Annotated in this window: 20 protein-coding genes; 13 read left to right on the top strand and 7 right to left on the bottom strand. The window is 61.5% G+C overall.

Annotated elements, in window-relative coordinates; all coding sequences use genetic code 11:
- The first annotated feature begins 4 nt into the window (after positions 1-4).
- The 3 genes from ssuC to J3P94_RS02005 are packed head-to-tail and all read left to right on the top strand — an operon-like array spanning position 5 to position 1,830.
- On the top strand, positions 5-787 hold the full coding sequence (gene ssuC, locus J3P94_RS01995) for an aliphatic sulfonate ABC transporter permease SsuC (RefSeq protein WP_434571056.1): 783 nt from the start codon (positions 5-7) through the stop codon (positions 785-787).
- Positions 784-1,590, top strand: coding sequence for an aliphatic sulfonates ABC transporter ATP-binding protein (gene ssuB, locus J3P94_RS02000; protein WP_434571057.1), 807 nt, complete (start codon positions 784-786; stop codon positions 1,588-1,590). The genes ssuC and ssuB overlap by 4 nt, the downstream gene beginning before the upstream one ends.
- A 24-nt stretch (positions 1,591-1,614) precedes the next feature.
- Positions 1,615-1,830: a TOBE domain-containing protein gene (locus J3P94_RS02005; protein ID WP_003177394.1), complete on the top strand. Its 216-nt coding sequence runs from the start codon at positions 1,615-1,617 to the stop codon at positions 1,828-1,830.
- 77 nt (positions 1,831-1,907) lie between these two features.
- On the opposite strand, the gene J3P94_RS02010 is transcribed toward J3P94_RS02005, so the two are convergent.
- A complete protein-coding gene (locus tag J3P94_RS02010) occupies positions 1,908-2,540 on the bottom strand; it encodes a TetR/AcrR family transcriptional regulator (RefSeq protein ID WP_434571059.1) in 633 nt (210 codons plus the stop codon).
- A gap of 239 nt (positions 2,541-2,779) precedes the next feature.
- A complete protein-coding gene (locus tag J3P94_RS02015) occupies positions 2,780-4,156 on the bottom strand; it encodes a glutamine synthetase family protein (RefSeq protein ID WP_305498052.1) in 1,377 nt (458 codons plus the stop codon).
- 278 nt (positions 4,157-4,434) lie between these two features.
- Here J3P94_RS02015 and J3P94_RS02020 point away from each other — a divergent pair, with 278 nt between their 5' ends.
- The 8 genes from J3P94_RS02020 to J3P94_RS02055 all read left to right on the top strand — a co-directional run bounded on the left by J3P94_RS02020 (position 4,435) and on the right by J3P94_RS02055 (position 13,626).
- The gene (locus J3P94_RS02020; RefSeq protein WP_434571061.1) at positions 4,435-5,211 is read left to right on the top strand and encodes a gamma-glutamyl-gamma-aminobutyrate hydrolase family protein; all 777 of its coding nucleotides are present in this window, start codon (positions 4,435-4,437) and stop codon (positions 5,209-5,211) included.
- Between the two features lie 40 nt (positions 5,212-5,251).
- Entirely contained in the window at positions 5,252-6,610 is a 1,359-nt protein-coding gene (locus J3P94_RS02025; RefSeq protein ID WP_434571062.1) for a glutamine synthetase family protein, read from the top strand.
- A 57-nt stretch (positions 6,611-6,667) separates the two neighbouring features.
- Positions 6,668-8,032 (top strand): aspartate aminotransferase family protein, encoded by a 1,365-nt coding sequence (locus J3P94_RS02030; protein ID WP_434571064.1) that lies wholly within the window; start codon positions 6,668-6,670, stop codon positions 8,030-8,032.
- A 198-nt stretch (positions 8,033-8,230) separates the two neighbouring features.
- Positions 8,231-9,328 (top strand): polyamine ABC transporter substrate-binding protein, encoded by a 1,098-nt coding sequence (locus J3P94_RS02035; RefSeq protein ID WP_434574067.1) that lies wholly within the window; start codon positions 8,231-8,233, stop codon positions 9,326-9,328.
- A gap of 185 nt (positions 9,329-9,513) precedes the next feature.
- A complete protein-coding gene (locus J3P94_RS02040; protein ID WP_434571066.1) occupies positions 9,514-10,611 on the top strand; it encodes a polyamine ABC transporter substrate-binding protein in 1,098 nt (365 codons plus the stop codon).
- 71 nt (positions 10,612-10,682) lie between these two features.
- Positions 10,683-11,825, top strand: coding sequence for an ABC transporter ATP-binding protein (locus J3P94_RS02045; protein ID WP_014340741.1), 1,143 nt, complete (start codon positions 10,683-10,685; stop codon positions 11,823-11,825).
- The gene (locus J3P94_RS02050; RefSeq protein WP_434571068.1) at positions 11,822-12,742 is read left to right on the top strand and encodes an ABC transporter permease subunit; all 921 of its coding nucleotides are present in this window, start codon (positions 11,822-11,824) and stop codon (positions 12,740-12,742) included. The genes J3P94_RS02045 and J3P94_RS02050 overlap by 4 nt, the downstream gene beginning before the upstream one ends.
- Entirely contained in the window at positions 12,739-13,626 is an 888-nt protein-coding gene (locus tag J3P94_RS02055; RefSeq protein ID WP_305498066.1) for an ABC transporter permease subunit, read from the top strand. Before J3P94_RS02050 ends, J3P94_RS02055 begins: the two co-directional genes overlap by 4 nt.
- Before the next feature lie 191 nt (positions 13,627-13,817).
- Here J3P94_RS02055 and J3P94_RS02060 read toward each other — a convergent pair whose 3' ends face one another.
- From J3P94_RS02060 to J3P94_RS02075, 4 genes are all read right to left on the bottom strand, one after another.
- A complete protein-coding gene (locus tag J3P94_RS02060; RefSeq protein WP_014340738.1) occupies positions 13,818-14,159 on the bottom strand; it encodes a carboxymuconolactone decarboxylase family protein in 342 nt (113 codons plus the stop codon).
- Between the two features lie 90 nt (positions 14,160-14,249).
- Positions 14,250-16,658 (bottom strand): penicillin acylase family protein, encoded by a 2,409-nt coding sequence (locus J3P94_RS02065; RefSeq protein ID WP_434571070.1) that lies wholly within the window; start codon positions 16,656-16,658, stop codon positions 14,250-14,252.
- Between the two features lie 356 nt (positions 16,659-17,014).
- Positions 17,015-18,937 carry a type III effector gene (locus J3P94_RS02070; RefSeq protein ID WP_434571072.1) on the bottom strand — a complete coding sequence of 641 codons (1,923 nt, stop codon included), beginning with the start codon at positions 18,935-18,937 and terminating at the stop codon, positions 17,015-17,017.
- 213 nt (positions 18,938-19,150) lie between these two features.
- A complete protein-coding gene (locus tag J3P94_RS02075; RefSeq protein WP_434571074.1) occupies positions 19,151-19,639 on the bottom strand; it encodes a CesT family type III secretion system chaperone in 489 nt (162 codons plus the stop codon).
- Positions 19,640-19,845: 206 nt separating this feature from the next.
- Between J3P94_RS02075 and J3P94_RS02080 the strand changes: the two genes are divergently transcribed.
- On the top strand, positions 19,846-20,910 hold the full coding sequence (locus J3P94_RS02080; protein ID WP_434571076.1) for a transglycosylase SLT domain-containing protein: 1,065 nt from the start codon (positions 19,846-19,848) through the stop codon (positions 20,908-20,910).
- Between the two features lie 213 nt (positions 20,911-21,123).
- Here the strand turns inward: J3P94_RS02080 and J3P94_RS02085 are convergent, their stop codons facing one another.
- Entirely contained in the window at positions 21,124-22,281 is a 1,158-nt protein-coding gene (locus tag J3P94_RS02085) for a serine hydrolase domain-containing protein (RefSeq protein ID WP_434571078.1), read from the bottom strand.
- Positions 22,282-22,448: 167 nt separating this feature from the next.
- Between J3P94_RS02085 and J3P94_RS02090 the strand changes: the two genes are divergently transcribed.
- Positions 22,449-23,663, top strand: a complete 1,215-nt coding sequence (locus tag J3P94_RS02090; RefSeq protein ID WP_434571080.1) for a cytochrome P450 family protein — start codon at positions 22,449-22,451, stop codon at positions 23,661-23,663.
- Positions 23,664-23,754 lie beyond the last annotated feature (91 nt).

Consider the following 23,754-nt stretch of genomic DNA (forward strand, 5'->3'; position numbering starts at 1 on the left):
GGCCATGAAAAAACTTATCCACAACCTCGCGCCGTGGGCGGTGCCGCTGCTGTTGTTGGCGGTGTGGCAATTGTCGGTATCGGCCGGCTGGTTATCCACGCGGATCCTGCCGGCGCCGGTGGCGGTGATCGAGGCCGGGGTGAACCTGGTGCGCAGCGGTGAGATCTGGACGCACCTGGCTATCAGCGGTTGGCGCGCGGCGGTCGGCTTCCTGATTGGCGGCGGCATCGGTCTGGCCCTGGGTTTCATCACCGGCCTGTCGAAATGGGGTGAGCGGCTGCTGGACAGCTCCGTGCAGATGGTGCGTAACGTGCCTCACCTGGCGCTGATTCCACTGGTGATCCTCTGGTTCGGTATCGACGAGTCGGCGAAGATTTTCCTGGTGGCGCTGGGCACGCTGTTTCCGATCTACCTCAACACCTACCACGGGATTCGCAATGTCGACCCGGCGCTGGTGGAGATGTCCCGCAGCTACGGTTTATCCGGCTTCAGCCTGTTTCGCCAGGTGATCCTGCCGGGCGCCTTGCCTTCGATCCTGGTGGGCGTGCGTTTTGCCCTGGGTTTCATGTGGTTGACGCTGATCGTCGCGGAAACCATCTCGGCCAGCTCCGGTATCGGTTATCTGGCGATGAATGCCCGGGAATTCCTGCAGACCGACGTGGTGGTGCTGGCGATTCTGCTGTACGCCGTGCTCGGCAAACTGGCCGACCTTGCTGCTCGCGGGCTTGAACGCGTCTGGCTGCGCTGGCATCCGGCCTATCAGGTGAACAAGGGAGGTGTCGCATGACCGCCCAACAACCGCCGCGCCTGCTGCGAGGTATCCCGCTGGCGGTGCGCAATCTGCAAAAGACCTTTGGTTCGCGCCAGGTGTTGCGTGACATCGACTTGCATATCCCGGCCGGGCAGTTCGTCGCCGTGGTCGGCCGCAGCGGCTGCGGCAAAAGTACCTTGCTGCGCTTGCTGGCCGGTCTCGATCAGCCGTCGGGCGGTGAGTTGCTGGCCGGTTCGGCATCGCTGAGCGCTGCACGGGAAGACACACGCCTGATGTTTCAGGAGGCGCGTTTGCTGCCCTGGAAAAAGGTCATCGACAACGTCGGCCTTGGCCTCAAGGGCGACTGGCGACCACAAGCGTTGCAGGCGCTGGATGCTGTGGGGCTGGCTGATCGTTCACACGAGTGGCCGGCGGCGTTGTCCGGGGGACAGAAACAGCGGGTGGCCCTGGCCCGGGCGCTGATTCATCAACCGCGCCTGCTGTTGCTGGACGAACCTCTGGGTGCGCTCGATGCGCTGACCCGGATCGAAATGCAGCAACTGATCGAGCGTCTCTGGCAGCAACACGGCTTCACCGTGCTGTTGGTGACCCACGACGTCAGCGAAGCGGTGGCGATCGCCGACCGGGTGATCCTGATCGAAGACGGCCAGATCGGCCTCGACCTGGCCATCGACTTGCCGCGCCCGCGTGCTCGCGGCTCGCATCGCCTGGCGAGCCTGGAAACCGAAGTCCTCAACCGCGTGCTGTCCTTGCCCGGCCAACCGCCGGAACCCGAACCCGTTTCACCCTTGCCCACGCAACTGCGTTGGGCGCAATAACTTCATCCAGACAGGAACGACATCATGACTATCAAAGCCATCAACGTACGCAACCAGTTCAAAGGCACCATCAAGGAAATCGTCGAAGGCGACGTGCTGTCGGAAATCGACGTGCAGACCGCCTCGGGCATCGTCACCTCGGTCATCACCACCCGCTCGGTCAAGGAGCTGGAACTGGCAATTGGCAGCGAAGTGATTGCCTTCGTCAAATCCACCGAGGTGTCTATCGCCAAGTTGTGAACGATGCTTGACCTGCAGCCCCGGATGGCTTGAGCCCTTCGGGGCTTTTTCGTTCCCACGCTCTGCGTGGGAACGATTCAATCAGAGCGCTTGGGCAGAAACGGAGGGAGATAGAGCCCCAGATACGCATCGAACACGCGCATACCTTCCTCGGCCATGCGCGGGGTGATCTGGCCGTGCTGGTGTACCGAGCGGGCGTAGACGCGGTCGCCCAGTTCCATGGCCAAGGCGAACACGTCGACATCGGCAGGCAAGGGCGGCAGTTGGAAATGGCGGGCGAAGACAGTGTGCATCAGCTCGCTCAGTTCCAGGTCATGCTGGCGGTCGGCCTGGGTGACTTCAGTCAGGCCATGCTGGGCCAGGATCAGTTGGCGAGCGGCGGCGTCCTCGCTGTAGATCACCAGCATCCGTTGTTCCACCAGCCGCGACAGATCGTGCCAATGGTTCAGCGCTGCATGATCGATCGGTGTTTGTAGGCAGGCACGAAAGGCTGCATGGACGTCGGCGGTCAGGGCTTCGAGCAGGGCCGGGACGCTGGCGAAGAAGTGATAGACGGAGGAGGGCGGGATCCCGGCGCGCTCGGCGACGCTGTAGATCGACAGGCTGGCCACGCCTTCGGCGGCGAGCAGCGTGCGGGCGGCATCGAGGATCGAGTCGATCCGGGCCTGGCTGCGGGCGCGGGGTTTGCGAGGGGTGGCGGTGCGTGTCATGAAGCTCTCCTGCGGGGCTGCCGGGCATTGTACGAGTCGGGTCTTGTGTTGTCTGCCAGGCCGTCATCGCGAGCAAGCTCGCTCCCACATTGAGTGTGCGGTGCCCCTTGAATCATGTGCGCTGAAAATCCCTGTGGGAGCGAGCTTGCTCGCGATCCGCCGAAGGCGGCCATTCGCCCAGACATAAAAAAAACGCCGCAGCCCTGATGGCCTGCGGCGTTCCTTTCTACTACAACCGCTTAAACGGTATGCAGGTACCAGTTGTACTCAAGGTCGGAGATGGAGTGTTCAAACTCTTCCAGCTCGCTTTCCTTGCAGGCCACGAAGATATCGATGTACTTGGGATCGATGTACTTGGCCATGACTTCGCTGTCGTCCAGTTCGCGCAGGGCATCGCGCAGGTTGTTCGGCAGGCTTTGCTCGTTCTGCTCGTAGCTGTTGCCTTCGACCGGCGCGCCGGGCTCGATCTTGTTGGTCAGGCCATGGTGCACGCCCGCCAGGACCGCCGCCATCAACAGGTACGGGTTGGCATCGGCGCCGGCGACACGGTGTTCCAGGCGTACGGCATCGGCGGAGCCGGTCGGTACGCGCAAGGCCACGGTGCGGTTGTCCAGGCCCCAGGTCGGCGAGTTCGGCACGTAGAACTGTGCGCCGAAACGACGGTAGGAGTTGACGTTCGGGCAGAGGAACGCCATCTGCGCGGGCAGGGTCTCGAGCACACCGCCGATCGCGTGACGCAGCGCGGCGTTCTGCTCGGGATCCTCGCTGGCAAAGATATTCTTGCCTTCTTTGTCCAGGATCGAGATATGGACGTGCAGACCGTTGCCCGCCTGGCCTGGATACGGCTTGGCCATGAAGGTGGTGTCCATTTCATGGTCGTAGGCGATGTTCTTGATCAGCCGCTTGAGCAGTACCGCGTAGTCACAAGCCTTGATCGGGTCGGCCACGTGGTGCAGGTTCACTTCGAACTGCGCCGGGGCACTTTCCTTGACGATGGCGTCGGCGGGAATGCCTTGCTCCTTGGCCCCTTCCAGGATGTCCTGGAGGCAGTCGACGTATTCGTCGAGGTCATCGATCAGGTAGACCTGTGTCGAGTGCGGGCGTTTGCCGGAGATTGGCGAGCGGGGCGGTTGTGGACGGCCGTTCACGTTCTCCTGGTCGATCAGGTAGAACTCCAGCTCGAATGCCGCGCAGATGGTCAGGCCCAGTTCATCGAACTTGGTCACGACCTGGCGCAGGACTTCGCGAGGGTCGGCGAAGAACGGATCGCCTTCAAGCTCGTGCATGGTCATCAGCAGTTGCGCGGTGGGGCGCTTCTGCCAGGGTTCGTTGCTCAGAGTGCCGGGGATTGGATAGCAGATGCGGTCGGCATCGCCGATGTCCAGGCCCAGGCCGGTGCTTTCCACCGTCGAGCCATTGATATCCAGGGCAAATAGAGAGGCCGGCAGGTTGATGCCTTTCTCGTAAACCTTGTGGAGGCTGGTGCGTTCGATGCGCTTGCCGCGCACCACACCATTCATATCCGCAATCAGAAGGTCAACGTACAGAACCTCAGGATGTTCCTTAAGGAACGCGTTCGCTTCGTTAAGCTGAACGGCACGCGGGGGTACCGACATGATGCAACACCTTTGTTGTTAAAAATATCAATCATTGATCTCTTCGAAAGCCAGTCAACCCGAACGGCATGCCGAAGTCAAGCAGGGCCTTTTTTGCCCTAAAAAAGCACCTGCAGGGCTTTTTTGAGGCAATTTGGGGCGTTTTTTTCCCTTTGAGGGGCTTGTCCCCCGCAGGCTTGAGCGGGCCGTGTTGTATTTTTTACGGGGGTGTTGTGTAAAAAAATGAACAAGGCTAAGCTCGATTCAAACCCATAACAGCAATAATACCGGGGTGCTTCATGTCTCGCCTGCCGTTAATCGGCATCACCACCTGCTCCAGGCAGATCGGTCTGCATGCGTATCACACCACTGGCGACAAATATGCGCGGGCTGTCGCAACGGCCGCCAAGGGCTTGCCGATGCTGATCCCGTCCCTGGCGGATCTGTTTTCCCCGTCCGATATTCTGGACGCCCTGGACGGTATTCTTTTTACCGGCTCCCCTTCCAATGTAGAACCTTTTCACTACCAGGGCCCGGCCAGCGCGCCAGGCACCGCTCATGATCCTGCACGGGACGCCATTACCCTGCCGCTGATCCGCGCAGCGGTCGACGCGGGCGTTCCGGTGCTGGGCATCTGTCGCGGTTTCCAGGAAATGAACGTTGCCTTTGGCGGTAGCCTGCATCAGAAAGTTCATGAAGTCGGAACCTTCATCGATCATCGTGAAGACGACACCCAGCCGGTAGAGGTCCAATATGGTCCTGCCCATGCCGTGCATGTCCAGCCTGGCGGTATCCTCGCGTCTTTGGGGCTGCCGCCGCAGGTCGAGGTCAACTCGATCCATAGCCAGGGCATCGAGCGCCTGGCCTCGGGGCTGCGGGCCGAAGCGCTGGCGCCGGATGGCTTGATCGAAGCCGTCTCGGTGGTACAAGGCAAGGCTTTTGCTTTAGGAGTGCAATGGCACCCTGAATGGGCGGTAGGCTCCAACCCGCACTACCTTGCGATTTTCCAGGCATTTGGCGATGCCTGCCGAGCAAGGGCAACACAACGCGACGCCGATGCGTCAAACAACGCCTGACGACTAATAGCAGTCAGGAAACTCACGCCTAGAGGCATTTATGAGTAACAACCTCGACCAGCTCACCGATTGGTTGAAAGACCACAAGATCACAGAAGTCGAATGCATGATTGGCGACCTGACCGGCATTACCCGGGGCAAGATCTCGCCGACCAACAAGTTCATCGCCGAAAAAGGCATGCGCCTGCCCGAGAGCGTTCTGCTCCAGACCGTAACGGGCGACTATGTCGAAGACGACATCTATTACGAACTGCTCGACCCCGCCGACATCGACATGATCTGCCGCCCGGACGAAAACGCAGTCTTCCTGGTGCCCTGGGCCATCGAGCCCACCGCCCAGGTGATCCACGATTCTTACGACAAGCAAGGCAACCCCATCGAGCTGTCGCCGCGCAACGTACTGAAGAAGGTGCTCAAGCTCTACGCCGACAAGGGCTGGCAGCCGATTGTCGCGCCGGAGATGGAGTTCTACCTGACCAAGCGCAGCGACGACCCGGACTTTCCGTTGCAACCGCCTATCGGCCGTTCCGGTCGCCCGGAAACCGGTCGCCAGTCGTTCTCGATCGAAGCGGCGAACGAATTCGACCCGTTGTTCGAGGACGTCTATGACTGGTGCGAATTGCAGGAACTGGACCTCGATACCCTGATTCACGAAGACGGCACCGCGCAGATGGAAATCAACTTCCGTCATGGCGATGCACTGTCGCTGGCCGACCAGATCCTGGTATTCAAGCGCACCATGCGCGAGGCGGCGCTCAAGCACGATGTGGCCGCCACCTTCATGGCCAAACCGATGACCGGCGAGCCGGGCAGTGCGATGCACTTGCACCAGAGCATCATCGACAAGGAAACCGGCAAGAACGTCTTCTCCAACGAAGACGGGACCATGAGCGAGCTGTTCCTGCACCACATCGGTGGCCTGCAGAGATTCATCCCCGAGCTGCTGCCGCTGTTCGCCCCCAACGTCAACTCGTTCCGCCGCTTCCTGCCCGACACCTCGGCGCCGGTGAACGTCGAATGGGGCGAAGAAAACCGCACCGTGGGCTTGCGGGTTCCGGACGCCGGGCCGCAGAACCGTCGCGTGGAAAATCGCTTGCCGGGCGCCGACGCCAACCCGTACCTGGCGATTGCCGCCAGCCTGCTGTGCGGCTACATCGGCATGGTCGAGGGCATCGATCCGAGCGCGCCTGTAGTCGGCCGTGGTTATGAGCGCCGGAACCTGCGTTTGCCGCTGACCATCGAAGATGCCCTGGAGCGCATGGAAAACAGCTCCACCATCGAGAAGTACCTGGGCAAGAAATTCATCACGGGCTACGTCGCGGTCAAGCGGGCCGAGCATGAAAACTTCAAGCGCGTCATCAGTTCGTGGGAGCGGGAATTCCTGCTCTTAGCCGTCTGATGCGCCGGGCGGGGCCGCCGAAAGCCCCGCCCCCAATGGAATAAAAGGAGAATCCGCATGACCCGCAACAACCCGCAAACCCGTGAATGGCAGGCCCTGAGCAGCGATCACCATCTGGCACCGTTCAGCGACTTCAAACAGCTCAAAGAGAAAGGCCCGCGCATCATCACCCACGCCAAGGGCGTGTACCTCTGGGACAGTGAAGGCAACAAGATCCTCGACGGCATGGCCGGCCTATGGTGCGTGGCCGTCGGCTACGGTCGCGATGAGCTGGCGGACGCCGCCAGCCAACAGATGCGCGAGCTGCCGTACTACAACCTGTTCTTCCAGACCGCCCACCCGCCGGTGCTGGAACTGTCAAAGGCCATCGCCGACATCGCCCCGGAAGGCATGAACCACGTGTTCTTCACCGGCTCCGGCTCCGAAGGCAACGACACCATGCTGCGTATGGTCCGCCACTACTGGGCGATCAAAGGGCAGCCGAACAAGAAAGTCATCATCAGTCGCAAGAACGGTTATCACGGTTCGACCGTGGCTGGCGCGAGCCTGGGTGGCATGACCTACATGCATGAGCAGGGCGACCTGCCGATCCCGGGTATTGTCCACATCGCCCAACCGTACTGGTTTGGCGAAGGCGGCGACATGAGCCCCGAAGAGTTCGGCATCTGGGCCGCCAATCAACTGGAAGAAAAGATCCTCGAGATCGGCGTCGACAACGTCGGTGCGTTCATTGCCGAGCCGATCCAGGGCGCCGGCGGCGTGATCGTGCCGCCGGACAGCTACTGGCCGCGCATGAAGGAAATCCTCGCCAAGTACGACATCCTGTTCGTGGCCGATGAGGTCATCTGCGGGTTCGGGCGCACCGGCGAGTGGTTCGGTACCGACTTCTACGGGTTGAAGCCGCACATGATGACCATCGCCAAGGGCTTGACCTCGGGTTACATCCCCATGGGCGGCCTGATCGTGCGCGACGATGTGGTCGCGGTGCTCAACGAAGGCGGTGACTTCAACCACGGCTTCACCTACTCCGGTCACCCGGTGGCCGCTGCGGTGGCCCTGGAAAATATCCGTATCCTGCGTGAAGAACAGATCATCGAGCGCGTCCACAGCGAAACGGCACCGTATTTGCAGCAGCGCCTGCGGGAACTGAACGATCATCCGCTGGTGGGTGAAGTGCGCGGCGTCGGTTTGCTGGGGGCGATCGAACTGGTCCAGGACAAGGCCACGCGCAAACGCTACGAAGGCAAGGGCGTGGGCATGATCTGCCGGCAGTTCTGCTTCGATAACGGGCTGATCATGCGTGCGGTCGGCGACACCATGATCATTGCGCCGCCGCTGGTGATCAGCAAGGCCGAGATCGACGAATTGGTGGCCAAGGCGCGGCAATGCCTGGACCTGACGCTCGGTGCGCTGCAAGGCTGAGTGCTAGGCTCTGTGCGAGGTGCCGACATGGGCCTCGCCCGGTGTGAATAAAGGCTGGGCTTGTGTTGAAAGCCTGCCCTGTAACTTGCCAGACTACCCCTGCTGTTCAAGTTGCCAGAGAGCCGGCTACTGAACCGTGGCCAAGAAGAATAACTGGAGCACTTTTTCATGAAGGCAATAAGCATGAAGACATTAGGTATGAAGATAGCTGGCAAGACCCTCCTCGCCATGTCCCTGGCGGGTGTGATGGCGGGCGCCGTCCAGGCGGAAGACAAAGTGCTGCACGTCTACAACTGGTCGGACTACATCGCGAAGGACACGGTCGCCAAGTTCGAAAAGGAGACAGGGATCAAGGTCGTCTACGACGTCTTCGACAGCAACGAGACCCTGGAGGCCAAGCTGCTGGCGGGCAAATCCGGCTATGACATCGTCGTGCCGTCGAACAACTTCCTCGCCAAGCAGATCAAGGCCGGTGTCTATCAAGAGCTGGACAAGTCCAAGCTGCCGAACTGGAAAAATCTCGACACCGACCTGCTCAAGGCCGTCGGTGATGCCAGCGACCAGGGCAACAAACACGCCTTCCCCTACATGTGGGGCACCATCGGCATCGGTTACAACCCGGAGAAGGTCAAGGCCGCATTGGGCGTCGACAAGATCGATTCCTGGGACACCCTGCTCAAGCCGGAGAACATCGCCAAGCTCAAGAGCTGCGGCGTGAGCTTCCTCGATTCGCCGACCGAAATGATTCCGGTGGCCCTGCACTATCTGGGCAAGCCGACAGACAGCACGGACAAGGCTGATCTGAAAGCCGCCGAAGACCTGTTCCTCAAGCTGCGCCCATCGATCGGTTACTTCCACTCCTCCAAGTACATCTCGGACCTGGCCAACGGCAACATCTGTGTGGCCGTGGGTTACTCGGGTGATATCGAGCAGTCCAAGAGCCGTGCTGCCGAGGCTGGCGGCAAGGTGAAAGTGGCCTACACCATTCCGAAGGAAGGTGCCGGTTCGTTCTACGACATGGTCGCCATTCCCAAGGATGCCGAAAACGTCGAAGCCGCTTACAAGTGGATGAACTTCATCATGCAGCCGGAAATCATGGCGGAGATCACCGACGAAGTACGTTTTCCTAACGGCAACAAGGCCGCCACCCCGCTGGTGGACAAGGAAATCTCCGGTGACCCGAGCATTTACCCATCGGACGAAGTGAAGGCCAAGCTCTACGCGATTGCCGACCTGCCGGCCGCGACCCAGCGGATCCTGACCCGCAGCTGGACCAAGATCAAATCCGGTAAATAAAGCCGGCTTGAAGCAATCTCCTGTTGTCGACGTCGTCACGGCGGCGGCAACAGGCGCAATTAAATAACTAAAAGTTTTGCTGGATCGGTTTATCGAGGGTAAGTTGCGCGCCGGTTTTGTTGCAGGGCATTTCGTTGCCCGGTAACCGGGGCAACTTGGGCCCAACTATTTAAGAGGACCTCCACGTGCCTGTCTTTTCTTTGTTACGCAACGCTTTGCTGGTCGGTGCCGGCCTGACGCTCGCCGTCGGTGTCCAGGCCGCCTCCACCGTGCATATTTATAACTGGTCGGATTACATCGGCGAATCCACCCTGGCGGACTTCGAGAAAGCCACCGGGATCAAGCCGGTCTACGACGTGTTCGATTCCAACGAAACCCTGGAAGGCAAGTTGCTGGCCGGTCGTACCGGTTACGACGTGGTCGTGCCGTCCAACCACTTCCTGGGCAAGCAGATCAAGGCCGGTGCGTTCCAGAAGCTCGACAAGGCGCAATTGCCCAACTACGCCAACCTCGACCCCGCGCTGCTCAAGCGCCTGGAGAAAAACGACCCGGGCAACCAATATGCCGTGCCTTACCTGTGGGGTACCAACGGCATCGGCTACAACGTCGAGAAGGTCAAGGCGGTATTGGGCGTCGAGAAAATCGACTCGTGGGCCATGCTGTTCGAACCGGAAAATATCAAGAAGCTCTCCAGCTGCGGTGTTTCGTTCCTCGACTCGGGCGACGAAATGATCCCGGCCATGCTCAACTACCTGGGCCTGGACCCCAACAGCCAGAACCCTGAAGACTACAAGAAGGCCGAGGCCCAGCTCCTCAAGATCCGGCCTTACGTCACCTACTTCAATTCCTCCAAGTACATCTCCGATCTGGCCAACGGCGAGATCTGCGTGGCCGCCGGTTTCTCCGGGGACATTTTCCAGGCCCGCGAACGTGCCAGCGAGGCCGGCAAGGGCGTCGACATCGCCTACGTGATTCCCAAGGAAGGCGGCAACCTCTGGTTCGACATGCTGGCGATCCCGCGCGACGCCAGCAACGCCAAGGAGGCCCATGCGTTCATCAACTACCTGCTCAAGCCTGAGGTCATCGCCCAGGTGAGCGACGTCGTCGGTTACGCCAACCCGAACCCGAAGGCTGGCGAACTGATGGACCAGGACGTACGCACCGACGAAGCGGTTTATCCACCGCAAGCGGTCGTCGACAAGCTCTATGTCAACTCCGAGTTGCCGCCCAAGATCCAACGACTCATGACCCGCAGCTGGACCAAGGTCAAGTCGGGTAAATAGCGTTCAACGCTCTAACTTTCAGAAGGTTCGCCCGTCTTGGGCGAGCTGCAAATTTTGTGGGAGTTTCGTAAATGGCAGTTGCCTCCGGCGCCTATAAGAAAGCCCTCGAGGGCGACCAGACACCCAAGCAGGTGCTGGTCAAGATCGACCGGGTCACGAAGAAGTTCGACGAGACGATTGCCGTGGACGATGTGTCCCTGGAAATCAAGAAAGGCGAGATCTTCGCCTTGCTCGGCGGTTCGGGATCAGGCAAATCCACCTTGCTGCGCATGCTGGCAGGTTTCGAGCGGCCCACGGAGGGGCGGATCTTCCTCGATGGCGTGGACATCACCGACATGCCGCCCTACGAGCGGCCGATCAACATGATGTTCCAGTCCTACGCCTTGTTCCCCCACATGACGGTGGCGCAGAACATCGCCTTCGGCCTGCAACAGGACAAGATCCCGAAAGCCGAGGTCGATGCCCGCGTGGCCGAGATGCTCAAGCTCGTGCAGATGAGCCAGTACGCCAAGCGCAAGCCGCACCAGCTCTCCGGCGGCCAGCGCCAGCGCGTCGCCCTGGCCCGTTCCCTGGCCAAGCGGCCGAAGCTGCTGCTGCTCGACGAGCCGATGGGCGCCCTGGACAAGAAGCTGCGCTCGCAGATGCAGCTTGAGCTGGTGGAGATCATCGAGCGGGTCGGCGTGACCTGTGTAATGGTGACCCACGACCAGGAAGAGGCCATGACCATGGCCGAGCGCATCGCGATCATGCACCTGGGCTGGATTGCCCAGATCGGCAGCCCGATCGACATCTACGAAACCCCGACCAGCCGCCTGGTCTGTGAATTCATCGGCAACGTCAACATCTTCGAGACCGAAGTGGTGGACGACGCCGAGGGCCACGCGGTGCTGACCTGCAAGGACCTTGATCGCAATATCTACGTCGGCCACGGCATCAGCACTTCGGTGCAGGACAAGTCCGTGACCTACGCCATTCGCCCGGAGAAGCTGCTGGTCACCTCCGAGCAGCCGACCTGCGAGCACAACTGGTCCAGCGGCAAGGTCCACGACATTGCCTACCTGGGCGGCCACTCGGTGTTCTACGTCGAATTGCCAAGCGGCAAGCTGGTGCAGTCGTTCGTCGCCAACGCCGAGCGCCGCGGCCAGCGCCCGACCTGGGGTGACCAGGTGTTCGTCTGGTGGGAAGACGACAGCGGCGTGGTGCTTCGCTCATGAACATGCGCAAGCTCAAACGCCGACTCGCTCGAATAACGCCCGGTGGCCGTCAGCTGGTCATCGGGGTGCCCTTCATCTGGTTGTTTCTGTTCTTCATGCTGCCGTTCTTCATCGTCCTGAAGATCAGCTTCGCCGAAGCCGACGTGGCCATCCCGCCGTACACCGAGATCTACAGCTACGTTGACCAGAAGCTGCAAGTGCTGCTCAACCTCGCCAACTACGCGATGCTCAGCGAGGACGAACTGTACATCGCCGCCTATCTCGGCTCGCTGAAGATGGCCCTGATCAGCACCGTGCTGTGCCTGCTGATCGGCTACCCGATGGCCTACGGCATCGCCAACGCCCGCAAAGAGATGCAGACGGTGCTGGTATTGCTGATCATGATGCCGACCTGGACCGCGATCCTGATCCGCGTCTACGCCTGGATGGGCATCCTCAGCAACAACGGCCTGCTCAATGGCTTCCTGATGAGCATGGGCTGGATCAGCGAGCCCTTGCAGATCCTCAACACCAACCTGGCGGTCTATATCGGCGTGGTTTATTCCTACCTGCCGTTCATGATCCTGCCGCTGTACGCCAACCTGGTCAAACACGACCCGAGCCTGTTGGAAGCCGCGTCAGACCTGGGTTCGAGCACGTTCAACAGCTTCTGGAAAATCACCGTGCCGCTGTCCAAGAACGGCATCGTCGCAGGCTGCATGCTGGTGTTCATCCCGGTAGTGGGTGAGTTCGTGATCCCGGAACTGCTGGGCGGTCCGGAAACGCTGATGATCGGCAAGGTGCTGTGGCAGGAATTCTTCAACAACCGTGACTGGCCGGTGGCATCCGCCCTGGCGGTAGTGATGCTGGCGATCCTGATCGTGCCCATCATCCTGTTCAACCGCAGTCAGGCCAAGGAAATGGAGGGCAAGGAATGAAGCGCTTCAGTTTTTCAAGCCTGATGCTGGTGTTGGGGCTGTTATTCATCTATGCGCCGATGCTGATCCTGGTGATCTTTTCGTTCAACGCCTCGAAACTGGTGACGGTGTGGGGCGGTTGGTCGGTCAAGTGGTACGTCGGCCTGCTGGACAACTCGCAACTGATGGGCTCGGTGGTGCGTTCGCTGGAGATCGCCTGCTACACCGCGATCGCCGCGGTGGCGCTGGGTACGCTGGCGGCCTTCGTGCTGACCCGTATCACCCACTTCAAGGGCCGCACGTTGTTCGGCGGCCTGGTCACCGCGCCGTTGGTGATGCCGGAAGTGATCACCGGCCTGTCGCTGTTGCTGCTGTTCGTGGCGATGGCGCAGATGATCGGCTGGCCACAGGAACGTGGCATCGTCACGATCTGGATCGCCCATACGACGTTCTGCGCGGCCTATGTGGCGGTGGTGGTCTCGGCGCGCTTGCGTGAGCTGGACCTGTCCATCGAAGAGGCAGCCATGGACCTCGGTGCGCGGCCGTGGAAGGTGTTCTTTTTGATCACCATCCCGATGATCGCGCCATCGCTGGCGGCGGGCGCGATGATGTCGTTCGCTTTGTCCCTCGACGACCTGGTGCTGGCAAGCTTCGTCTCCGGTCCTGGCTCGACGACGTTGCCGATGGAAGTCTTCTCGGCGGTACGCCTGGGGGTCAAGCCGGAAATCAACGCGGTGGCGAGCCTGATCCTGCTGGCGGTGTCGCTGGTGACCTTCCTGGTCTGGTACTTCAGCCGCCGCGCCGAAGAAAACCGCAAGCGAGCGATCCAGCAAGCCATCGAGGAAAGCGCCGCCGATTCCTGGAAACAACCGCAGGTGCGCCGGCCCGAGACCACTTCGGCCTGATTGAGGAGCGGAACCATGTGGGAGCGAGCTTGCTCGCGATAGCGATATTACAGTCAGTGAAGAGGTTGACTGTCAGTCCGTCATCGCGAGCAAGCTCGCTCCCACAGGTTTTATGTTGTTCCTAACTTTGCGACCTGGCTCAGATCCCCTGTGGGAGCGAGCCTGCTCGCGAAGGCGATAGCACCTGCCGGCTACTTCTTCAGCGCGTCATGGGCCTCCAGCGCCCGCAACGAGTAAATGTAAGCCGCGCCGGCGTTCAGCGAGACCGCCGTCGCCAAGGTCGCGGCGATTTCCTCGCGAGTGGCGCCGGCCTTGATGGCGGCATCGGTGTGCACGCCGATGCAACCATCACAGCGAGTGGTGATCGCCACGGCGATGGAAATCAGTTCGCGGGTCTTGGCATCGAGCACATTGTTCTCGGCCGCCGCTTCATCCAGGGCCATGTAGGCCTTGACCATTTTCGGATTGCTTTTTCCCAGGGCGCCAAAGGCGCTCTTGATGGTGGGCAGCAGCTCGGACCAGTTATTGAACATTGCATGGACTCCATTGAGGTAAACGGGGTTTGGGCCCCTGTAGTCTTGACCATCAATGGCGATCGAGCCTGCCGACGGTCAAGAAAGGATTCAGGGCTGTGCCCTGGCGGGCAACAGTTTCAAGGTGCCGCGGGTGTTGGCCGTGACTTCCTCCTCCGCGAGGTGGGCCTGGTGATACAGCCCTTCGATGTAGGCATCGGCCTGGTCTTCATAATGTTTGTCGAACGGCACGCCGCTCTGGCCGACCGGATTGATGGTGACGCTGTGGGTCGGGTCGGCGAAGTCGATGATGCGTCGAGTGGAGGGGCCGTAGGTCACCGGCCAGGGCGCCGGGCCGATCCTGGCCGAGAGGTTGTTGGGTACTTCATGGGTACCGGGGGCGGCGAACGGGCCGACGTTGAAGACCCGGTCCAGCGGTTTCTGCTGGCCCAAGGGATGTCCGTGGGTCAGGGTGTGGGCCTTGCCCCATTGCCATTGGCTGGCATCCTCGCCCAAGGTGGCTTTGAGGTGCACCAGGCTTTTGTTCCAGGCCTTGATCACCGTATCGGTACGGGTTTCGGTGCCCAATGTCGAGCGGTCGTCCCACCACGGCGAGTCTTTTGCGGCGGCCAGGCGTGGCAGCGCGGCGTCGATCACCCGGGTCGACAATGCCGTTTCGAAAAAGCCGTCGCCCAGTTCATCGCCCAGGGCGGCGTTGGCCAGTTCGAACAGGAACTGGTTGAACAGCGTGGCGCTGGTGGAGTCCAGCGGGTAGTCGCCCTTCCATTCAGCCAGTTGTTCAAGCCACTTGCGCTCCTGCGGGTCGCTGACCGCTTCGCGCAGTATCGGTAACAGCGGCGCAAGCAGGCGCGGGCCATAGGCCGTGGTAGTGCCCAATTGCAGCTTCTGGGTGGTCTGGATATCCCATTTGGCCTGTTTTTCGCTCAACTGCCGATCCAGCTCCTGGCCCCGGTCGGCCAGGTTGTAATAGCCGGGAATTTCGATCCCGCTGGCCGGCACCGGCTGGAAATTTGCCGAGAGGACGTATCCCCTGGCCGGGTTCTCCTCCTGGGGATTGCTGGTGAAAGGCTGGAAGCCCGGTTTTTCCGCATCAGCGCTACCGCCATTGAGAATAAAACCGGGCTTCACTCCCTCCGGGCGCTTGGGCAACTGCGCCGCGGCCCACCAGCCGATATCGCCCTTGGCGTTGGCCCAGACTACATTCAGGCCCGGCGCGTGAATCCTGGCCGACGCGCTGCGAGCCTTGGCGAGGGTGTCGGCGCGGTTGAGCTGGTAAAAGGCGTCGAGGATCGGGTTGCGGGTTTCCAGGAACCCCCACCACATGGCGATCGGCGTCTTGCCGGCATTGGCGCCGAGGGCATCGTTGACGATCGGGCCATGGGGCGACTGGCGCAGCACCAGGGTCACGGGTGCCTGGCCTTTGACGGCGATCTGCTGTTCGCTGCGGGTCATGTCCACCCATTGGTCGCGATACCAGACCTGTTCGGGGTTGTCCGGGTTGGTCTTCTCGGCGATCAGGTCCAGGTCGTCGTTCTGGAACATGGTAATGCTCCAGCCGAAATCCTTGTTCATGCCCAGCGTCGCAAAGGGCACCAGCGCCTGGTATTGGCCGTAGAGCTCGAAACCCGGCGCCGACAAATGCGCCTCGTACCACACCGACGGCGCGGAAAAACGGATGTGCGGGTCACCCGCCAGCAAGGGCTTGCCGCTGTGCGTGCGGCTGCCGGAAACCGCCCAGGCGTTGCTGCCTTCGAACTGCGGCAGGCCATTTTCGGCCAGGGCCTGTTCGCTCAGGCGCGCCAGGGCGTTGAGGTCTTTCCAGTCATTGCTGGTCAGGGACGGACCGCTTGCGGGATCTTTTTGAAGGACGCCCTGAGGCTGCCAGTCGAGGTCGAAGATATTCAGGTACTCGGCACCGAGTTTGTCACGCACGTAAGTCAACAGCGGTTCGGTGCGAAAGGCGGCGGCGAAGCTGTACGCCATGTAGCCAATGATGCTGGCGGTGTCTTCAGCGGTGAAGGGCCGCTTGGGAATGCCCAGCACATCGAACTCCAGCGGCCGCGTATGGGTTTGCTGGTAGGTATTGATACCGTCCAGGTAAGCCTGCGTCGCGATCCACGCCGGCGACTGGCGATCCTGCTCGGCGACATGGCTGGCAGCGCGTTCGCGGATGCGCAGGCTGCGCATCAGCTTGTCGGTGTCGAGCAGCTTCGGCCCGAGGATCTCGGCCAGCTCGCCACGGGCGAGGCGGCGCATCAGTTCCATCTGGAACAGTCGGTCCTGGGCGTGGACATAACCCAGGGCGCGGTACAGGTCGGTTTCGTTCTCGGCGCGAATGTGCGGCACGCCACGTTCGTCGTAGCGCACCGTCACCGAGCCTTGCAGCCCCTGCAGCTGCACGGTGCCCTGGCGCGTGGGCTGCTTGCTGTAGAGGTAGCCGCCCGCGACGATGATGGCGGTGACAACCAGTGACAGGAAAGCGACGAGCAGGCGTTTCATGGTCATTCCTTATGCGAGTGGCAGCGGTCCCGTTGATCCCCTGTTTAACACGCGAGCGCTTCCCGACGCATCGTTCCTCGGAAGGATTTTTCCCAACCCGAGCGAATCCCCGTGGCGAGGGAGCTTGCTCCCGCTGGGCTGCGCAGCAGCCCCAAAAGCCAGGCACCATGGTAATTCAGTCATACCGCATTGGCCGGTTTACGACTGCTGCGCAGCCGAGCGGGAGCAAGCTCCCTCGCTACGGGATGCGGTCGAAGTGCCAAGGGAGGTGTGTCGCGAGGGCTGGCGCAGGAATTTCCTGCGGCCAGCGTAGACGGAGGGATGCCGGGCCACCGAGCGATGGTCCGGCGGCTTTCTCAGCTAGGTCGAGGGGTGGGTGTTGGTTCGTTGGACGGTCCGCTCTGTGGCGGGGCTTCGCCGCGTTCTGCCAGCTCCATGTTGTCGCCAGCGCCAGTTTTTTTCGGCCTTGTCACCAACCCCTTGGCAAAGTCGGAGGTGATGTTGAGCGCGGAGAGGCTGCCCTGCGGAACAATCTGGGTCAGCCCGCGGGTGACGTGATAGACGTTCTCCAGGTTGCGGGTCAAGCCTTCGGTCTGGGTGTGTGGCAGGGTGTCCCGGTTAGGGTTGGTTACGTTCTGCCACGGTACCTGTGCCCGCTTGGCAAGGTCGTCAGTGCCGTCGCTCAGTGCCTTGTTCTCGAGCGGTGCCGCCACGCTGTTGGCAAAAAATGGGAGCAGCGTCAGGCCGGACGAGAAGAAGGTAGTGACGATCTGCTCCATTTTTTCTTTGACTTCAGGGTCTTCACCCACCGCGGCGGCATCCCCAACTCCGGTGCGCATGGCGATCCCTGGGCCCACCCCCACGATCCGGTTGGCCAAGTCACTGACATTGGCCATGCTGATCGGGTTGAGCTTGCCAGTCGCCTCGGCAAACGCCTTGGGCAGGAGTTCTTTCCACTCGCGGTTTTCCTTCGTGACGCGGTAGGTGGGGATTTGCTCATCGCCATGGGTCTGGGCATATTTGGCAACCGCCTGTCCGCCCGCCATGAAGGTGCCGCCTACCGCAGAGGCGACACTGCGAGCCGCGATACCGGAGGCGTTGACGGACGTGAACTGATCTATCGTGTCCCTCACCGCATGAGCCGCGCCGAAGGCGAGGTAACCGGTGAAGTCGCCGCTCATGGTGCCAAAATTGTTGGCGTTCTGTTTGAGTTTGAAATCGGCGCGCTTTTCGCTCTGTGTCGCGTCGATGGTCTCACGTTGGGCGTTGGCAACCCGGCGTCCGTTCACGGTGATGTCTTGCAGGGCCTTGGGGTATACCGCCAGCGGGTCGACCTTTTCCAGCCCCCGGCCGATCGTCTTGTCGACGACGACCTGGACAAACGGGCGCAGGCCATCGCTGATTACCTTGTGGGCGGTACCCAGGACGGTTGACGTCGCCGCCACATGTTTCCCGAAGGACTGGTCCGCCATCGCCTCGTCGATCGCCGCGGTGGCGGCGCCGAAGTGTCCGGCAGACGCGAAGCCTTGGGGGATTCCTGCGTCGGCAAATACAGCCAGGCCTGTTACGAAGCCGCTGTGGGTCTTGAGTTCGGCCACGTAGTCCTGGCGTGCGACGTTCTTCAGCGCGGTGTCCAGCACCTCGTTTTTTTTCGTCGTCGCTGCCAGCTTGCTAGGTTTGTCGTCCTCCTTCTTCAGCAACCCGCCAAGCTCTTTGTTGACCTCACGCAACTGGCCTAACTCATCCCTCGCCTTGTCTCGGTCGGCCTGGGGAAGGCTCTCGTTGTTCGCCGCTAGTTGCGCGTGCTCGATCCGGCTTTCCATGAACGTGTTCAGCCGTTGGGGCATGTCTTGCGTCATGGCTTGCGTGACGCCTTTGGCATAACCGCGAAAGGCTTCATGACTGCTGCGCAGCAGCTTGAGATCGCCTTCTCCCGGGGTTTGATCGATCACTTCCTGACACAGCGAATGATAGGCGCCGAGGGTATTACCAACGCGCTCGCAGTGCTTGTCCCAGACCGCTTTGAAACCACCGCTCTCTTCCCTGTCGCCCTCGTTCTTGGCCAGGTACTCGTTGAAATCCTTGGCGAATGCTTCGGTTTCTTCCTGGCCTGACAGCATCGGGTGGGGCGTGCCGCCGAGTTCGGCGAGGTGCTTCTGGATGTCTTGAAAGCTCGTCCCTGGTGCGAAGTCCAGCACGGTGGCCTCCAGCGCCATATGCTGCCGCGCATAACCGATGGGGTCGTTATCAGGGCTTTTCTTGCCGAGGTCCTTGATCAATGCGGTCAGGCGATGCTGCCTGGTCTTGAGCGTGTCCTGGGTCTTGTCGCTCGCTTTCCCTTCAAAGTGGTAAGGCACCAAGGGCGTGGTGGATGGGCGGACCTGATCGGACAGGCTGGGTCTTACCGGCGTGATCCGATCGTCCTGTTGGGGTAACGGCGCCGAACTTGAGGTTCCGCCTACTGATACTGCTGGCATGTCGTGTTCTCCTTCCTAGATCGACAGGGCGTTGTTGAGCCCTGCGCTACGCGGGGTGGTTTTTTGCTGGGTGGGCTTGGCGGCTTGGTTCGGGCTGGCGCCGTCGAAGAAGTAGCCGTCCCGCCAGATCAGCGCCATGTCGGCGGCACCCCCCATCAGCCCGAGCAGGCGCTCGGCTGTGAGGCCGTCCAGCGGGACGTGGCCGATCAGGACCACCTGTTTGCTGTCGCGGTTGTACGACAGCGATGGACAGAACGCGCCGCTGAGCAGATACAGGTTGGTTTCCAGCAGCCGTTGCAGGACCGCTTCACGATTCGCCACGGGCAGGGGGCCGAAGCCGCAGTAGATAAAAACGTCTCCCTCGCCCACGCCAGGCGTGTGCTTCAAGGAAAAGTCCACATTCTTGACCGACAGGTTCGCCTCTTCGTAGAACGCTGACGGGCTGGGAATCATCGTGAGTTCGCACAGCTGATCGATCAGCTTGCAATAGGTGGGTGACGCCATGATGGACCTCGCATTGTCATTCAGGCACCGACGAGCGCCTGCTGCCCCTGATGAGTGACAGCCGGGGCATTTCGGTTCCACTGACCGGTGGAACCGCTGGCCGGTGATCTGCCACCCAATGGCGCCACCTCATTCAAGGTTGACCGCCCATGTCCCGATCACTTGCCTCTTCGCCAGCTCTGCGATCCATTCCAAAAGGTTTGTCCATGCTGGCCATGGGGACCTTGCTGTACGGATGCCAGCATCTCGAACCGCAGTTGACCATTGGCGACCGTTTCGCCAACGAGCCTTACCGCGCGCAGCTACGCTGGCTTGAGCCGGCGCCCACGGACACGATCATCGAGATTGGTGAGTCATCTCCGCAAAGCGGCGGCAGTCTGTGGGCGCGGATGCGCCAGGGGTTTTCCTTGCAGACCAGAACCCAGGGCGTGGCCCGCATCGACGAGCAGCGTCGCTGGTTGATGGAACGCCCGGCTTTTCTTACCCAGACCGGCCGTGCCGGTAGCCGTTACCTGCACTTCATCGTGGGCGAGCTGAGCAAGCGCAACATGCCCCTGGAGCTGGCTTTGCTGCCGGCAATCGAAAGCGGGTTCAATCCCAATGCACGTTCGCCTGCGCAGGCGTTGGGGCTCTGGCAGTTCATTCCAGCCACCGGACGCCGTTACCAATTGCAGCAGCATGGTGACTACGATGAGCGCCGGGATATTCCATCCTCCACCCGGGCTGCCCTGGATTACCTGTCTTACTTGCACGATTACTTCGACGGTGACTGGCTGCTGGCGCTGGCTGCCTACAACGCCGGGGAAGGACGGGTACGCGACGCCATCACGCGTAACCGCGCCCGTGGCCTGGCGACCAATTACTGGAACCTGTCACTGCCCGGCGAGACCCAGAATTACGTGCCGCGGCTGCTGGCTTTATCGCAACTGATCAACACTCCCGCAGACTACGGCGTGAGCCTGGCCCCCATTGCCGACCAGCCGTACTTCCAGATGGTCGCCTTGGCGCAGCCGGTGGACCTGGCGCAGCTGGCGCAGTTGTCGGGGGTGCATGAGCGGGAGTTGCGCATGCTCAACCCGGCCGGCCGTGGCCGCGTAAGGGGGCGTTTGCTGATGCCGGTGGAAGCATCGCGCAAGTTGCTGGCGCAACCGGACATGATCGCCAAGGCCGCGTTGCCCCGGGTCGGCGGTGAAGAGCAAGTCTCTGCTTCTCCTGAGACCGGCGTGGCCGAGCCGCAGGTCGCGGAAGCGGTGGTGCCGCCGGGAGTGTGAGCGGGCTGGTGGCTGTGGGTTTTAAGCCCAAAAGTAAATGAATTTGTGGCGAGGGGATTTATCCCCGCTGGGTTGCCCAGCAACCCCAAAAAGGTTGAATGCGATAGACCAGGCATACCGCGGCGGCAGGCTTGGGGGGTCGCTTCGCAACCCAGCGGGGATAAATCCCCTCGCCACATACATCCTCAGGCTTGAGCCGAACATCATCCGGTCCTACAAACAACCCATCGCAACATTCGCCAGGCCGCGTGCGCGAGGGTCCATCAGGACGTAGGAACCGATGGTGTTGCAGGCGAAGCCGAAGGCCACGCCGCGCTCCGGGTCGGCAAAGCCGATGGTGCCACCGGCGCCCATGTGGCCGAACGCGCTCGCTCCCATGCCGTAGCTGCCGTTCGCCACGTCCGGCTGATCGAGCATGACGCCCAGGCCGAAACGGGTGGCTGTCTGGATCGTCGGGTCGTATTCGGCGCTGTGCTCGCACAGCATTTCGTTGAGCAGCGGTGATTCCAGCAGGCGTCCGTCCAGCAGGCCGGCGTAGAACGCCGCCAGGCTGCGGGCGTTGCCGTGGCCGTTGGCCGCCGGCTGGGTCATGCGCTTCCAGCCGATTTCGTTACTGCGCCCCAGCACCATCGGCGGATTGGCGAAGGCCAATGAACTCATGGCCGTCGGCTCGTTGAGCACGAACTGCAGCACTCGACCAAAGGCCTCGTCATCGACGTCGTCCTTGGTGCGCGCCATGTAGGCGCATCGAGCGATGTCCGCGTCGTCCAGGCCCATAAGGAAATCCAGCCCGAGCGGCAGCGCCACCCGCTGGTGGATGCTTTGCGCCGGGGCCATGCCATCCACCCGGCGCAGCAATTCACCGAGAATCCAGCCGAACAGCAGCGGCGAATAGGTTTGCTGTTTGCCGGCGTCGGCCCAGGGCCGCTCCTCGGCGATCAGGTCGACCATGGTGTCCCAGTCGTAAAGCGTTTCCGGCGCCAGGGGAGTGCGCAACGCCGGTAGCCCGGCGCGATGGCACAGTACCTGGCGCACGGTGATGGACGCTTTGCCGGCGTTGGCGAATTCGGGCCAGTAGCGGCAGACCGGCGTGTCGAGGTCCAGGCGTCCTTCGCCCACCAGCTGCATGATCGCCACTGCGGTGAACGGCTTGGTGCAAGAGAACAGGTTGAGTAGGGTGTCGCGCTGCCATTGGACGTCCGGTTCCGGCCCGGCAATTCCGGCCCACAGATCGATCACCGTTTCGCCGTCGATCTGGATGGACAGGGCGGCGCCGCGTTCGAAAGGGCTTTTCATCAGTTGGATAAAAGCCTCTCTGACCGGCTCGAAGCGAGGGTCACAGTGGCCATGGATGGCAAGTGCATGCGTCATGTCAGCTCCACGCGGGGTTGGGTTTCCCCTTGAGTGACGCTGGCCGGGCAAACGGTTCATCCAGTGACAGGCGATAGGGGGCTGGTGGGCGAGCTTGCGCTGGCAGGGATCTTTTTGCGCCAGTCCAGCCACTCATGGGCAACGATTCCTTCCTCTGGAGAGTGTTCATGGCGTACGAGCGGACCCTTGATTTGAATAGCGACGCGTTTCGCGGCGAGGCTTATCGGCACTATGCGGCGCTGCGCCAGGCGTCTCCGGTGTTCCTCAGCCAGCCCGACGGGCAGTTGCCGATGTGGTACGTCACCGGTGCCCGGGAAGTCGAAGAGGTCCTGCTGGACAACGAACGCTTCGCCCGTGATCCGTCGCGCATCGATCCGCGGTTCGCGGCGATGCTCGGCGGCGAGCAGTCCATCGCATTTCTCAATGAGCACATGCTCAACCGCGACGGGGAGAGCCATCGCCGCCTGCGTCGCCTGGTCAACAAGGCCTTCACCTTGAAGGCAGTGAACGCCATGCGACCGCGCATCGAACAAATCGCCGAGACGTTGCTGGACGCAGTGCAGTCGAGCGGACAGATGGACGTCGTGAGCCAATATGCCTTTCCTCTGTCGATTACCGTCATCGCCGAACTGCTGGGCGTCCCTGCTCAGGATCGCGACGATTTCCGCCGCTGGTCCCACATGATTGTCCGGCAGGTGGGCCATGACCTGAGCGAACTGCAGCGCTGCTACGAAGAATTTGCCCACTACATGCTCGCCTTGATCGAGCAGCGCCGGGCCCAACCGGCCGACGATCTGGTGTCGGCCCTGGCCCAGGTCGAGGAAGAGGGCAGTATGCTCAGCCGAAGTGAGCTGTGCAGCATGATCGCGCTGCTGATCATCGCCGGGCACGAAACTTCGGCATCGATGATTGGCAATGCCGTGCACACGCTCGTGCAGCATGCTGAGGCATTGATCCAATTGCGGGATGAGCCGACATTGATGCCCGACGCGGTGGAAGAGTTCTTGCGTTATGACTCGGCGGTGGAACGGGCCATGGTTCGTTTCGTCACCCGGGACACGGAACTGGCCGGACAGCGTTTGCAGCGGGGGCAACTGCTGGTGGCGGTGGTGGGGGCGGCCAATCGTGACGAGGCGATGTGCGCCGATCCGGACACACTGGACATCACTCGCCCGGCCTGCCCGCACATGTCTTTTGGCAAAGGTACTCATTACTGCCTGGGGGCTTCGCTGGCGAGGCAGGAACTGGAGATAGCCTTGGCGACCTTGCTGCGGCGTTGTCCCGGGCTGCAACTGGCGGTGGAGCCCAGCGCCGTACGCTGGTGCTATGTACCCAATTTCAGGGGGCCGGATGCGTTGCCGGTGCGTTGGTCGGTGGATTGACCCGGTGGCCAAGTGGGTTTGCGGGTGAGTCATCGCCACGAGATCAACGGTTGCCAGTGCAAAAAGTGGCAACGGCTCGCCCGGCCTCTTG

Origin of the sequence: Pseudomonas sp. Z3-8 (assembly GCF_051131975.1) — a bacterium.
Classification (GTDB): domain Bacteria; phylum Pseudomonadota; class Gammaproteobacteria; order Pseudomonadales; family Pseudomonadaceae; genus Aquipseudomonas.

Bases quoted from the DNA above. Each gene is read 5' to 3' on its own strand.
- ssuC (WP_434571056.1), top strand. From the start codon at position 5: ATGAAAAAACTTATCCACAACCTCGCGCCGTGGGCGGTGCCGCTGCTG.
- ssuB (WP_434571057.1), top strand. From the start codon at position 784: ATGACCGCCCAACAACCGCCGCGCCTGCTGCGAGGTATCCCGCTGGCG.
- J3P94_RS02005 (WP_003177394.1), top strand. From the start codon at position 1,615: ATGACTATCAAAGCCATCAACGTACGCAACCAGTTCAAAGGCACCATC.
- J3P94_RS02010 (WP_434571059.1), bottom strand. From the start codon at position 2,540: ATGACACGCACCGCCACCCCTCGCAAACCCCGCGCCCGCAGCCAGGCC.
- J3P94_RS02015 (WP_305498052.1), bottom strand. From the start codon at position 4,156: ATGTCGGTACCCCCGCGTGCCGTTCAGCTTAACGAAGCGAACGCGTTC.
- J3P94_RS02020 (WP_434571061.1), top strand. From the start codon at position 4,435: ATGTCTCGCCTGCCGTTAATCGGCATCACCACCTGCTCCAGGCAGATC.
- J3P94_RS02025 (WP_434571062.1), top strand. From the start codon at position 5,252: ATGAGTAACAACCTCGACCAGCTCACCGATTGGTTGAAAGACCACAAG.
- J3P94_RS02030 (WP_434571064.1), top strand. From the start codon at position 6,668: ATGACCCGCAACAACCCGCAAACCCGTGAATGGCAGGCCCTGAGCAGC.
- J3P94_RS02035 (WP_434574067.1), top strand. From the start codon at position 8,231: ATGAAGATAGCTGGCAAGACCCTCCTCGCCATGTCCCTGGCGGGTGTG.
- J3P94_RS02045 (WP_014340741.1), top strand. From the start codon at position 10,683: ATGGCAGTTGCCTCCGGCGCCTATAAGAAAGCCCTCGAGGGCGACCAG.
- J3P94_RS02050 (WP_434571068.1), top strand. From the start codon at position 11,822: ATGAACATGCGCAAGCTCAAACGCCGACTCGCTCGAATAACGCCCGGT.
- J3P94_RS02055 (WP_305498066.1), top strand. From the start codon at position 12,739: ATGAAGCGCTTCAGTTTTTCAAGCCTGATGCTGGTGTTGGGGCTGTTA.
- J3P94_RS02060 (WP_014340738.1), bottom strand. From the start codon at position 14,159: ATGTTCAATAACTGGTCCGAGCTGCTGCCCACCATCAAGAGCGCCTTT.
- J3P94_RS02065 (WP_434571070.1), bottom strand. From the start codon at position 16,658: ATGAAACGCCTGCTCGTCGCTTTCCTGTCACTGGTTGTCACCGCCATC.
- J3P94_RS02075 (WP_434571074.1), bottom strand. From the start codon at position 19,639: ATGGCGTCACCCACCTATTGCAAGCTGATCGATCAGCTGTGCGAACTC.
- J3P94_RS02080 (WP_434571076.1), top strand. From the start codon at position 19,846: ATGCTGGCCATGGGGACCTTGCTGTACGGATGCCAGCATCTCGAACCG.
- J3P94_RS02085 (WP_434571078.1), bottom strand. From the start codon at position 22,281: ATGACGCATGCACTTGCCATCCATGGCCACTGTGACCCTCGCTTCGAG.
- J3P94_RS02090 (WP_434571080.1), top strand. From the start codon at position 22,449: ATGGCGTACGAGCGGACCCTTGATTTGAATAGCGACGCGTTTCGCGGC.